The 12,490-nt window shown below is 72.3% G+C and carries 10 protein-coding genes and 2 tRNA genes; 4 read left to right on the top strand and 8 right to left on the bottom strand.

Annotated features, from left to right (window positions below; all coding sequences use genetic code 11):
- Positions 1-105 precede the first annotated feature (105 nt).
- Complete coding sequence (locus IE225_RS05595; RefSeq protein ID WP_190056206.1) at positions 106-522, top strand: Fur family transcriptional regulator; 417 nt, start codon at positions 106-108, stop codon at positions 520-522.
- Between the two features lie 194 nt (positions 523-716).
- Here IE225_RS05595 and IE225_RS05590 read toward each other — a convergent pair.
- The 4 genes from IE225_RS05590 to IE225_RS05575 form a co-directional block, all read right to left on the bottom strand.
- Positions 717-790 (bottom strand) — tRNA-Met (locus IE225_RS05590).
- 89 nt (positions 791-879) lie between these two features.
- The gene (locus tag IE225_RS05585; protein WP_190056205.1) at positions 880-2,706 is read right to left on the bottom strand and encodes a tetratricopeptide repeat protein; all 1,827 of its coding nucleotides are present in this window, start codon (positions 2,704-2,706) and stop codon (positions 880-882) included.
- Positions 2,707-3,032: 326 nt separating this feature from the next.
- Positions 3,033-3,106: transfer RNA gene (locus IE225_RS05580), tRNA-Met, on the bottom strand.
- Between the two features lie 44 nt (positions 3,107-3,150).
- A complete protein-coding gene (locus IE225_RS05575; protein ID WP_229879271.1) occupies positions 3,151-6,120 on the bottom strand; it encodes a UPF0182 family membrane protein in 2,970 nt (989 codons plus the stop codon).
- Positions 6,121-6,263: 143 nt separating this feature from the next.
- Here IE225_RS05575 and IE225_RS05570 point away from each other — a divergent pair, with 143 nt between their 5' ends.
- Positions 6,264-6,803: a PPA1309 family protein gene (locus IE225_RS05570; RefSeq protein WP_229879270.1), complete on the top strand. Its 540-nt coding sequence runs from the start codon at positions 6,264-6,266 to the stop codon at positions 6,801-6,803.
- Positions 6,804-6,882: 79 nt separating this feature from the next.
- On the opposite strand, the gene IE225_RS05565 is transcribed toward IE225_RS05570, so the two are convergent.
- From IE225_RS05565 to IE225_RS05550, 4 genes are all read right to left on the bottom strand, one after another.
- Complete coding sequence (locus IE225_RS05565) at positions 6,883-7,977, bottom strand: YlbL family protein (protein ID WP_190056204.1); 1,095 nt, start codon at positions 7,975-7,977, stop codon at positions 6,883-6,885.
- Positions 7,978-8,059: 82 nt separating this feature from the next.
- A complete protein-coding gene (locus tag IE225_RS05560; RefSeq protein WP_190056203.1) occupies positions 8,060-8,224 on the bottom strand; it encodes a hypothetical protein in 165 nt (54 codons plus the stop codon).
- A gap of 161 nt (positions 8,225-8,385) precedes the next feature.
- Complete coding sequence (locus IE225_RS05555; protein ID WP_190056202.1) at positions 8,386-8,856, bottom strand: molybdenum cofactor biosynthesis protein MoaE; 471 nt, start codon at positions 8,854-8,856, stop codon at positions 8,386-8,388.
- Between the two features lie 272 nt (positions 8,857-9,128).
- The gene (locus IE225_RS05550) at positions 9,129-10,238 is read right to left on the bottom strand and encodes an SDR family oxidoreductase (RefSeq protein WP_190056201.1); all 1,110 of its coding nucleotides are present in this window, start codon (positions 10,236-10,238) and stop codon (positions 9,129-9,131) included.
- A 202-nt stretch (positions 10,239-10,440) separates the two neighbouring features.
- Here IE225_RS05550 and IE225_RS05545 point away from each other — a divergent pair, with 202 nt between their 5' ends.
- Positions 10,441-11,880 (top strand): zinc-dependent metalloprotease, encoded by a 1,440-nt coding sequence (locus tag IE225_RS05545; RefSeq protein WP_190056200.1) that lies wholly within the window; start codon positions 10,441-10,443, stop codon positions 11,878-11,880.
- On the top strand, positions 11,877-12,392 hold the full coding sequence (locus tag IE225_RS05540; RefSeq protein WP_190056199.1) for an NUDIX hydrolase: 516 nt from the start codon (positions 11,877-11,879) through the stop codon (positions 12,390-12,392). Before IE225_RS05545 ends, IE225_RS05540 begins: the two co-directional genes overlap by 4 nt.
- Positions 12,393-12,490: the final 98 nt, after the last annotated feature.

Genomic DNA, 12,490 nt, shown 5'->3' with positions numbered 1-12,490 from the left:
GACCAAAGCCGTTCCCGATCCTACATTGGACTTAGTCCAAGTCAAGGAATGCTCCAAAGTCACACCTGTTCGGAATCTGGGCCCGTTGCTGTTAGGCTGGTTCGTATGAGCGACCTTCTGGAACGGCTGCGTGGACGCGGATGGCGCATGACCGCGCAGCGGCGCGTCGTGGCCGAGGTCCTCGACGGCGAGCACGTGCACCTGACAGCCGACGAGGTCCATGCGCGGGCCGTCGCCAAGCTGCCCGAGATCTCCCGGGCGACCGTCTACAACACCCTGGGCGAGCTCGTCTCCCTCGGTGAGGTCCTCGAGGTCACCACGGACAACCGCGCCAAGCGGTACGACCCGAACGCGCACCGCCCCCACCACCACCTGGTCTGCTCCCGGTGCGGCGCGATCCGCGACGTCCACCCGACCGGCGACCCGCTCGCCGACCTGCCGGCCTCCGAGCGCTTCGGCTTCATGGTCTCCGACGTCGAGGTGACCTACCGCGGGGTCTGCCCGGACTGCACGAAGGCGTAGCCGCCACCGCCCCGGCGGCCCCCAGCGACCTGATGGCCCCGGCCCGCCCGCGCGGGCCGGGGCTTTCGCGTGTCCCGGAGCCTTCGCACACCGGGAGCCGCGCCCGCGGAGACCGCCCGCGAAAACACCTGGGAAAACACCTGGGAAAACACCGAGGGCCGGAACCCTTCCGGATTCCGGCCCTCGGCCTTCAGTAGCGGGGACAGGATTTGAACCTGCGACCTCTGGGTTATGAGCCCAGCGAGCTACCGAGCTGCTCCACCCCGCGTCGACGTCCTGAACATTACGTCAACACCGCGCACGGATGCAAATCGATGGGCGGCAGGGCGCCGGACGCCCACGGTCCGCGCGGGGAGTTCAGGCCGACAGCTCCTCCCGGAGCGCGTCCCGCAGCCTCCCCGCCCGCTCGGCCACCTCCGCCGGTCCCGCGGCCACGGCGTGGTCGGCCCACCGCTGTCCCTCGACCAGCTCGCCGCGGCGCGCGTAGACGAGGGCGAGGCGGAGCGCCGCCCGCCCGTGCCCGGCGTTGGCCGCCCGCTTCCACCAGATCAGGGCCTCCGGCTCCCGCCCCTCCCGGGCGAGCAGCAGCCCGAGGTTGAACGCCCCGTTGCGCGACCCGGCCTCGGCGGCCTCCCGGTACCACCGCGCCGCCTCCTCCACGTCGCCCCGGGCCGCGGCGAGCATGCCCACCCGCACCTGCGCCCGCCGGTGCCCCTGCGAGGCGGCCCGCTCGTACCACTCCTCGCACTCGGTCTTCTCGTGCACGACGTGCCCCAGCTCGTGGGCCGGCTCCGGCGGCCGCCGCGCGTCCAGCAGGGTGGCCAGCCGGTACGCGCCCTCCGCGCTGCCGCCCCCCGCCGCGCAGCGCAGATGCCGTTCGGCCTCCTGCTCGTCGCCCTCTCTCAGCCGCGCGATGCCGACCTGCAGCGCCGCCTCGGTGTGCCCGGCGGCCGCGGCCCGCTCGTACCAGCGCAGCGCCTTGGCGTCCTCGCCGCGCTTGGCGTAGAGGATGCCGAGGTTGAAGGCGGCATCGACGCTGCCGGCCTCCGCGGCCTTGGAGAACCACGGCTCGGCCCCGGCCGCGTCGCCGCCCTGCAGCAGCAGGATGGCCAGCGCGTTGGCGGCCTCCCGGTGCCCGGCGTAGGCCGCGCGCCGGTACCACTGCTCGGCCTGCGCGGTGCGGCCCTGCTCGGCGCAGAGCAGCCCCAGGTTGTACGCGCCGTTCACGTCGCCGGCGTCCATCGCGGCCCGGTACCAGCGCTCGGCGGTCTGCGTCTCACCGCGCTCGGCGTGCAGCGCGCCCAGCGCATTGGCCGCGTTGCCGTCGCCCTCCTGGGCGGCGCGCAGCCACCACACCGCGGCGCTCTCGGTGTCCCCGGCGTCGCGCAGCAGGAAGCCAAGGGCGCAGGCGGCCCGCGGCTCGCCGTCCTTGGCGGAGGTCAAGTACCAGCGCCCGGCCTCCTTGAGCTCGCCGCGCCGCTCCAGGATCGCGCCCAGGTGCAGCGCGGCGCGCCGGTGGCCGCGGGCGGCGGCCTGCCGGTACCACTGCTCGGCCTCCTCCAGCAGCGGCACGCCGGCGTCCCCGTCGGACTCCCGCGCGGCCCGGCGGTCGAGGGCGCGCGCGAGCCGGTACGCGGCCTCGCGGTGCCCGTGTTCGGCGGCCACGCGCATCCAGTGCTCGGCGGCGGCGTCCTCGCCCCGGTGCTCCAGGAGGTCGGCGAGGGCGTAGGCGCCGAGCACGTGGCCCTGTTCGGCGGACTGGCGCAGCCAGTACTCGGCGGCGGGCTCGTCGCCGCGCTCGCGGTGGTGCCGGCCGAGCGCGTGCGCGGCCGCGGCGGAGCCGGCGACGGCGGCGACGCGCCACCATCCGGCGGCCTCCTCGGCGTAGCCGCGCTGGTGGAGCAGGACACCCAGGTTGTTGGCGGCGGCGCGGTCGCCGGCCGCGGTGGCGGCACGCAGGTGGGGTTCGGCTCCGTCGAGATCGCCGCGGCGCAGGAGCATGCTGCCCAGGACGCTCATCGCCTGCACGTCACCGGCCTCGGCGGCGGCGCGCTGCCGCGCCTCCTCCGCCTCTTCCGCCGCCTGCCCGGCCTCGTCGGCCTCGTCGCGCGTGTCCTCCTGGCCCGAAGGCTGCACAAATCGCCCTGTCCCGAACAGAGTCGTCTTGTCCCCCATAACGTCCATCGTCGCACCACCTGCAACCCGGGTACACCTGGTATACCGCAGCCAGTGAGGTCACTTCAGCGTTTTGTCGACATGCCCACAGAGAGACAAGTCAAACACAAACGGCCCAACTCCCTGCGGCGGCGCGGCCGTCCCGGCCGTCGGCACATGCGTTCGCCCGGTGTGCGCGGCACACGTCTTCCCACGCCCCTTCCCCCGATCCCTCCCCGCACAGCACACCCGTACAGCACGCCCGTACAGCACGCCCGTACAGCACGCCCGTACAGCACGAAGGCCCGGATCCCCTTGCGGGGTCCGGGCCTTCGGCGTGGTTCCTTCTTCATCAGTAGCGGGGGCAGGATTTGAACCTGCGACCTCTGGGTTATGAGCCCAGCGAGCTACCGAGCTGCTCCACCCCGCGCCGCTGTTCGTTCACCGTACCACGGCGCGAGGGACGCCTGTCCGTCACCCCCCGCCCGAACCGGAGCCGGGGCTGGGACTGGCGCTCGTGCTCGGGCGCGCGCTCGGGCTGCCGGCGCCCGAACCGCCGCTGCCGCTGGCCCGGTCCGCCTTCGTCTGGGCCTCCTCGGCCCGCTTCAGCGCGTCCTCGAGTTCCTTCTGGGCCCGGGCGTAGGCGCCCCAGTCGGGTTTCTTCAGCGCCTCCTGGCCGTCCTCGAAGGCCTTCTGGGCGTCCTGCAGCGCCTGCCGGACCGTCGGGTTGGACGACGACGGCGGGTTGCCGCCGTCCTCGCCCGGCGGCCTGGTCGAGGCGGCCGTCCCGAACACCTTGTTCAGGGCCTGGTCGAGGGTGTCCTCGAACGCGGTGTTGCCGTCGTAGGTGACCAGCACTTTCTTCAGCAGCGGATACTTCAGGTCGCCGCCGCGCACGTACACCGGCTCCACGTAGAGCAGTCCGCCGTCGAGGGGCACCGTGAGCAGGTTGCCGTACTCGATGTCGGAGTCGCCGCCCTTCAGCAGGCGGATGGACTCGGCGATGTCCGGTTCGGAGTTGAACTGGCTCTGGACGCGTTTCGGCCCGTCGATCGTCTTGCCCGTCGGCAGTTTCAGAATGGTGATCCTGCCGTAGTCGCGGGTGCCCGGATCGGCGTTGACGGCCATGAACGCGCTGAGGTTGTCGCGGCCGTTGGGCGTCATGGTGGTCGTCAGCGAGAAGGCCTGCGACGTCTCGCCGGGCATCTTCAGGCTCAGGTAGTACGGCGGGACAGCGTTGCCCGACCTGTTGGTCGGGTCGTCCGGGATCTGCCACACCTCGCTGCCGCTGAGGAACGTCTGGGCGTCCTGGACGTGGTAGCGGGTCAGCAGCTCCCGCTGGACCTTGAACAGGTCCTGCGGGTAGCGGAGATGGGCCATCAGCTCCGGCGAGATGTCCTTCTTCGGCTTCACCGTGCCGGGGAACGCCTTCATCCAGGTCTTCAGGACCGGGTCATGGGTGTCCCACTGGTACAGCCTGACCTCGCCGGTGTAGGCGTCCACGGTCGCCTTGACCGAGTTGCGGATGTAGTTGACCTGGTTCTGCTGGGCCACGACGCGCTGGTTGTTGGCGGCGGTGAGCGAGTCCGTCGTCGTGTCCCCGAGGGTGGTGCGCGACGAGTACGGGTAGCCGTTGGTCGTCGTGTAGGCGTCGACGATCCACTGGATGCGCCCGTCGACCACGGCCGGGTAGACGACGCCGTCGATGGTGAGCCACGGCGCGACCGCCTCGACGCGCTCCTTGGGGGTGCGGTTGTACAGGATCCGCGAACCCTCGCCGATGGCGCCCGAGTACAGGATCTGCGGTTCCCCGAACGCCACCGCGTACGCCGCCCGGTTGAGCGGATTGGCGATGTCGACACCGCTCCTGCCCCGGTAGCTGGTGGTCTTCTCCCCCTTGTCGTCGGAGTAGTCGACCTCCTTCTGCGGGCCGCCGACGATCGAGTACTGCGTGGTCTTCTCGCCGTAGTAGATCCGCTGCTGGTAGCTGCCGAGGTCGCCCTTGGAGGGCAGGTTGTACTCGGTGAAGACCGGGCGTCCCTTCGCGTCGGCCTGCGTGCCCTTGGCGGCGACCACGCCGTAGCCGTGCGTGTAGCGGAAGTGGTCGTTGATCCAGTTCTGCTTCGGGATGCCGTTGAGGTTGAGCTCCCGCAGGCCGATGACCGTGTCCTGGGTCTTGCCGTCCTTCGTCCGGTAGCGGTCGACGGCGAGGTTGGACGGGAAGCCGTAGTAGTTCCGCACCTGCTGCAGCTGCTGGAAGGTCGGCGAGATGATGTTCGGGTCCATCAGCCGGATGCTCGCCGTGCTGCCGGCGTCGTCGCGCAGCCGCGCCCTGTTCTTGCTGGTGCTCTCGCCGGGGTACTCGCTGACCTCGGTGTCGTCGATGCCGTACGCCTCGCGCGTGGCCTTGATGTTCTTCGCGACGTACGGGGCTTCTTTGGCCTGTTCGTTGGGCTGGACCTGGAACTTCTGCACGATCGCCGGGTACAGGCCGCCGATGAGTATGGCGGAGAGGACCATCAGGCCGAAGCCGATCACGGGCAGCTGCCAGGTGCGCCGCCACAGGGTGGCGAAGAACAGCAGCGCGCAGATGACGGCGATGCAGAACAGGATCGTCTTGGCCGGCAGGTAGGCGTTGGCGTCGGTGAAGCGCAGGCCGGTCCAGTTGTCGGTGGCGCGGAAGTCGCTGGACTTGACCGCCAGCCCGTAGCGGTCCAGCCAGTAGGCGACCGCCTTGAGGGCGACGAAGACGCCGATCAGCACCGACAGGTGCCCGGTGGCGGCGGCCGTGGCGCGCGCCCCGGGGCTGGTGATCCGCAGCCCGCCGTACAGGTAGTGGGTGAGCGCGGCGGCGATCACCGACAGGATCGCGGCGGCGAAGCCGAAGCCCAGCAGGAAGCGGTACCAGGGCAGGTCGAAGGCGTAGAAGGAGACGTCGAGGTGGAACTGCGGGTCCTTCTGGTGGAAGGGCACGCCGTTGACCCACTGCAGCCAGGTGCGCCACTGGCCGGCCGCCGAGGCGCCGGCGATCAGGCCCACCACGGCGGTGATGCCGAGCAGCAGCCACTTCTTGTAGGGCGCGATGCCCATGCGGTAGCGGTCCAGGTTCTGCTGTTCCAGGGACATCGCGCTCAGCGGGGGCCGCAGCCGGTGGGCCAGCCAGATGTTGAAGCCGACCGCGAGCGCCATCAGCAGGCCGAAGACGAAGAAGAGGCCGATCTTCGTCACGAGGGTGGTGGTGAAGACCGACGAGTACTTCACCGACCGGTACCACAGCCAGTCCGTCCAGAAGCCCGCGAACATGGTGAACGCCATGCCGAGCACGGCGAGAACGCCCAGCGTCGTCAGCAGGGTCCGGACGCGCCGGGACGGGCGGCCCGCTCTGATCCGCGGCCCCGTCGGGCCTCCGCCGCGGTCCGGCATCTGGAAAGCCAAGGTGCGCACCTCGAAGTTCGCTGTTGATCGGTCAGGCCCGCGCGTTCGTGGACCGTGCGTGCGCCCGGGTGATCGTGGGCCCACATCTATGCAACTTACTCACCGTTTACTCGGTTCCCGGTTCGGGCCGGGAACGAGGCAGGATTGTGACCATGTCCAACACTCCCATGGCGGCGAGCCCGCTCACCCGGGCCGTGCTCGAGATCGACGAGTACGTCTCCGGCCTCGGCTGGGACCAGCCCGCCCGTCTCTTCGCCCTCGTCGACACCGCACGCCTGCGGGCCGAGCAGCCCTCGCTCGCGGACCGGCTCGGCCTGGACGAGCAGGCGAGCGCCGGCTTCACCCCGATCGAGCAGGACGAGATTCCAACGGACCGGCCGCTCGACGAGTTCCTGGGCACGATCGCCTGGCCGGAGGCGGTGGCCGGCTGCGCGCTGACCGTGGAGCGCCTGATGCTGCCGGCGTCCGCCGAGGCGCAGGTGCCGCAGGAGCTGGACGAGGCGGCGCTGGCACGGTGGGTGGCGGAGCACCCGGAGCGGCAGGAGGTGCGCATGACCGTGGCGGTGCTGCGGGACGGCGCCCGCGAGTCGGCGCTGCGGCTGCGGGAGAAGGACTCGCCGACCGAGGTGCTCACCGGCCCGGACCTGGTGCCGGGGCTGGCGGAGGCGCTGTCGGCGACGTTCGCGGACTGAGTCCGTCTTGTACGCGGCAGGGGGGCGCCCGGAGTTCCGGGCGCCCCCTGCCGCGTTCTTCCTCCCGTCGTGCGGCCGCTCAGCCCTTGGCGGTGCACTTCGGCAGGTCGGCGGTGCGGCCGCGGCGGATGTCCTTCAGGGCGTCCAGGGCGTCGTCCATGGTGCCGACCTTGACCAGGGTGAGCCCGGCCGGGGTGTCCTTGGCGGCGGCCGCGCAGTTGTCGGCGGGCGTCAGGAAGTACCGCGCGCCCTTGTCGCGTGCGCCGACGGTCTTCATCTCGACGCCGCCGATCGGCCCGACCTTGCCGCTGTCGTCGATGGTGCCGGTGCCGGCGACGAACCTGCCGCCGGTGAGGCTGCCCGGGGTGAGCTTGTCGTAGATGCCGAGGGCGAACATCAGGCCGGCGCTGGGGCCGCCGACGTCGGCGAGCTTGATGTCGATGGGGAACGGGAAGCTGTGCCCGGTGCCGGCGGAGATCCCCACGATGGCCCGCTTCCGGCCGTCGTCGTCGGACTGCGCGGTGGTGATCGTGACCTTCTCGGTCTTCGCCGTCCGGTGCTGCTTCTCGGCCGCGGCCTGCTCCTTGGCGGGGACGACCGTGAAGACGACCTTCTGGCCGGGCGTGTGCCTGGTGACCAGCTTGGCGACGTCGGCGGGCTGCCTCACCGCCGTGCCGTCGACCTCCTTGACCACGTCACCGGCGTGCAGCCGGCCCTCGGCCGGGGAGCCCTTGACGACCGTGGAGACGACGACCCAGGACGGCACCTTGATGCCGAGCTCCTTCAGCGCGGCGACCTTCGCGCTCTCCTGGGACTGGCTGAACTCCTCGGCGTTCTCCTGCGTGGACTGCTCCTCCGTCTGGCCGTCGGGGTAGAGCGTGTCGTGCGGGACGACCTTGGTGTCGTGGGCGAGCCAGCCGTAGACGGCCTCGACCAGGTTCATCCTGTAGTCGGCGCTGGTGACGCGCACCGTGGTCATGTTGAGGTGACCCGTCGTCGGGTACGTCCTGTGCCCCGTGATGTTCAGCACCGGCTCGCCGTCGTGCTCGCCCAGGGTGTTCACCGTCGGCCCCGGCGACATCTCCGCGTACGGCACGGGCAGGAACACTCCCGCGCACAGCAGCGCAATCAGCATCAGAGTGGAGGCGAGCATCGTCGCGGTGCGGCGTGGCATGCCTCGACAGTAAGGGACGCGTCTGTCGGCGCACCGTCAGGGCCGTCCGTACGGGACCGGCAGGGCCGTCCCGGCCGCGGTCTCAGCCGCGCGAGTGGGTCTTCTCCATGGCCGCGCGGAACCGGGCGTACCCGTCCAGTTCGGGTCCGTCGCCGCGTGCCTTGCGGTTCCGGTTCGCCCAGCTTCCCCACAGACCGGCGCCGATCGCCGCCACCAGCGGAATCAGCAACCAGGCGAGCGCCGCCATGCCGACCTCCCAACCCGACCGAGCATCCGCACCTGAACGATCAGCAGATTAACCGTCCGCAGTGACAACGCTCACGTCAGGGGGGCGGTTACGCAACCAGGAATACGGCGGAGGGAGCAACGGCCGGGCCGAGCACGGCGGGCCGGCGGGGCCGGCCCGGATCAGCAGGCGCCGACCCACTCCTCCGTGCCGTCGCTGAACCTCTGGTGCTTCCAGATCGGCACCTCGTGCTTCAGGTCGTCGATCAGCTTCCGGCACGCCGCGAAGGCCTCGCCCCGGTGCGGGCACGACACCCCGACGATCACGGCGAGGTCCCCGACCCCGAGGTCGCCCACCCGGTGCACCGCCGCCAGCGCCCGCACCGGGTACTCGGCGACGACCTTCTCCGCGATCCGCCGCATCTCCGCCTCCGCGGTCGGATGGCACGAGTACCCGAGCGCGTCGACGTCGGCTCCCCCGTCGTGGTTGCGCACGGTCCCCACGAACAGCGCGGTCCCCCCGGCCGCGGCGTCCCCCAGGGCCTGGAAGACCTCGTCCAGGGACAACGGCGTGTCCCGGACGGCGATCAGCTTGACGGGGTCGGGGGCCGCCTGCTCGCCGGGGTGGCCGGGGGCGGATACGGAGGATGCCATGCGTCCATCGTGCCGTACGCCCGGTGCGGGAGGAACGCGGGTTTCCGCGGGCACGCGCGTTTCCGCGGGCACGCGCGCGGGCGGGCGCCGGAGGGTTCCGGGAGTTCCACGAACCCCACGAGCTCCACGAGCTCTACGAACGTTCCGCTCTACGGATGTTCCGATCTACGGATGTTCCGCGGAAGGACGCGCCCCGTTCCACCGCGCCTCGTCCCACCGCGCCCCGTCCCACCGCGCCTCACCGCCGCCGGGCCTTGCGCGCCCGGCACGCCTCACCGCCGCCGGGCCTTGCGCGCCCGCCGCACCACCGCGGCCGCGCCCAGGAGGGCCACCGTCGCGCCGGCCGCGCCCGCCGCCGTCGCGTCCTTGCGTCCCAGCCGCCGCCCGGCCACGGTGTGCCGTCCGGCGACCTCCTCCAGCAGCGCCGCGAGGACCTCCTCGTTGGTCCACTTGGGCCGCCACCCGGCGTCGTGCAGCCGGCTCCCGCTCACCACCCAGGGGTACATGGTGTAGGCGAGGTCCCCGGCCGGGGACGGCGTGAGCCCGATCCGGTGCAGCCGCGCCGCCGCGCCGAGCGCGACCGCCGACGGCAGCTCCATGCGCCGGATCCCGCTGAGCTCCTCGACCTCCTCCTGCTCCAGCCAGCCGTCGCACCCGACGGCGAGTTCCCCCTCGACCTTCTCCAGGACGGCGTACTCCAGCGCGCTGCACAGGTCCTCGACGTGGCAGAACTGCCACGCGGGCCGCGACCCGGCGACGACGAGCAGCCGGGGCGACTCGAAGTACCTGGTCAGCGCCGTGTCGGTGCCCCCGACGAGCACGGCGGGCCGGACGACGGTGACATTGAGCCCGGGATGCGCCCGGGGTGCGCGCCGCGCCAGCCGCTCGATCTCCAGCAGGTCGCCGACCCCGGTGGCCTCGGCGGTGGCCCGCAGCTCCGCGTCCTCCGACAGCGGCAGCTCGTTGTCCGGCAGCGCGCCGTAGACCATGGCGGAGGTGCACAGCACCACCCGGTGCACGCCGGCCGCGGCGGCGGCGGTCAGCACGGTCTGGGTCCCCCGGACGTTGTAGGCGGTGCGCGCCGCCGGGTCGGTCTCCAGGTCGAGGTCGAGCGCGAGGTGCACCACGACGTCCGCGCCGCGCAGCCGGTCGGCGATCGCCGGGTCGCGCACGTCGAGGATGTGCCACTGCGCGGCCGCGCACTCCCCGCGCCGCTCGTCGATGGCGATGACCTGCCTGATCTCGTCGGATGCGGCGAGGCGCCGGGTGAGCAGCGCGCCGACCCCGGTGGCGGCGCCGGTGACCGCGACGACGGGTCCGCGCGCGGCGGGCGGGGCGGACGGGTTTCGCGCTGCGCGAACCTGCGGATTCGGGGAACTCACCGGGCGTCTCCAGCGGTTGTCTTCCATACGAGCGCATACGGGCGCGAGTGACGCGTACGTACCAGGTGGCATCCATCCTGCCGCAGGACAGGAGTCGGCGGAGCACCGAGGCCCGATCGGGTTCCGGTGTCTACGCTGGGTGGTGTTGTCGGGCAGCCCGCCGCCGGGAGAGAACCGGCGGCCCTACCAGCCGAGGAATCCCGTGAGTGACACCCCATTCGGATTCGGCCTTCCGCCGGAGGAGCCGGAGAACGGCGACGAGGGCAAGAAGAAGGACCAGCAGAGCGGCGGTGGGCAGGGTCCGGCCAACCCGTTCGGCTTCGGCCTGCCCGGCGCCGGCGGCCCCGCCGGGGAGAACCCGTTCGCAGCCATCTTCGGCTCGCTGAACCCCACCGACCTGGGCGCCGCCTTCCAGCAGCTCGGCCAGATGCTCTCCTACGAGGGCGGCCCGGTGAACTGGGACATGGCCAAGCAGATCGCCCGCCAGACGGTCTCCCAGGGCACCCCGGACGGCACCAAGGACGCCAGCGTCGGCCCCGCCGAGCGCCGGGCCGTGGAGGAGGCCGTCCGCCTGGCCGACCTGTGGCTGGACGGCGTGACGTCCCTGCCGTCCGGTGCCGCCTCCGCGGTGGCGTGGAGCCGCGCGGAGTGGGTGGAGGCGACCCTGCCGGCGTGGCGGGAGCTGGTCGACCCGGTCGCCGAGCGGGTCGGCACGGCCATGGGCGACGTGCTGCCGGAGGAGATGCAGGCCATGGCGGGCCCGCTGATCGGCATGATGCGCTCCATGGGCGGCGCCATGTTCGGCACGCAGATCGGCCAGGCCGTGGGCGTGCTCGCCGGCGAGGTGGTCGGCTCCACCGACATCGGCCTGCCGCTGGGGCCGGCCGGGCGCGCCGCGCTGCTGCCGGTGAACATCGAGGTGTTCGGCCGGGACCTGAGCGTGCCGATGGAGGAGGTGCGGCTGTACCTGGCGCTGCGCGAGGCGGCCCACCAGCGGCTGTTCGCACACGTGCCGTGGCTGCGCTCTCACCTGTTCGGAGCAGTCGACGGTTACGCGCGCGGCATCAAGGTGGACACGGCCAAGCTGGAGGACGTGGTCGGCCAGTTCGACCCGCAGAACCCGGAGCAGTTGCAGGACGCGCTGCAGCAGGGCATGTTCCAGCCCGAGGACACCCCGGAGCAGAAGGCCGCCCTCGCGCGCCTGGAGACCGCCCTGGCGCTCGTGGAGGGCTGGGTGGACGCCGTGGTGCACGCCGCCGCGAAGCCGCGCCTGGGCTCCGCGGACGCCCTGCGCGAGACGCTGCGCCGCCGCCGTGCCTCGGGCGGCCCGGCCGAGCAGACCTTCGCCACGCTGATCGGCCTGGAGCTGCGCCCGCGCCGGCTGCGGGACGCCTCCCGCCTGTGGGCCTCGCTCACCGACGCGCGCGGCGTCGACGGCCGTGACGGCCTGTGGTCCCACCCGGACATGCTGCCGACGGCGACCGACCTGGACGACCCGGACGGCTTCGTGCACCGGGAGCAGCCGGACTTCTCCGAGCTGGACAGGATGCTCGGCGAGGCGGCCGACGGGCCGGACCTGCGCAAGAAGGACGAGAAGGGCGAGAAGGGCGAGGGCGACGGCAAGGGTGACGGCGCCGAGTGAGCCTGCACGACGACGCGGTCCTCGTCCTGAAGGGCTACGAGGGCCAGGACGAGCTGCGCCAGGCCTATCTGGACCACCTGTCGGCGCACCCGGACGGCATGTGGAAGTCCTGCGCGGACGGGCACGTCACGGCCAGCGCCCTGGTGGTCGACCCGGAGCGGGGCCGGGTGCTGCTGACGCTGCACCGCAAGCTGCGCAGGTGGCTGCAGACGGGCGGCCACTGCGAGCCGGGTGACCCCACGCTGGCGGCGGCCGCCCTGCGGGAGGCGACCGAGGAGTCCGGCGTCCCGGGCCTGGCCCTGCTGCCGGGCGGCCCGGTGCGGCTCGACCGGCACCTGACGCCCTGCGCGTGGCATCTGGACGTCCAGTACGCGGTGCTGGCCCCCTCCGGCGCCGTCGAGGCGATCAGCGACGAGTCGCTCGACCTGCGCTGGTTCCCCTACGACGAGGTGGCGGACGTCGCCGACGAGTCGGTCGTACGCCTGCTGGAGGCGACCCGAGCGAGGCTGTGACGGCGCAGGGAGCCGGCCGGGCCGGGTGGGAGGGCCCGGCCCGGCCGGACGGCGCGCGGGGCGTACGGCCGGCGCGCAGGGCACGGGGCGTACCACCC

This window comes from Streptomyces echinoruber, assembly GCF_014651135.1.
Classification (GTDB): domain Bacteria; phylum Actinomycetota; class Actinomycetes; order Streptomycetales; family Streptomycetaceae; genus Streptomyces; species Streptomyces echinoruber.
This window is presented reverse-complemented; position numbering and strand designations above follow the sequence as displayed.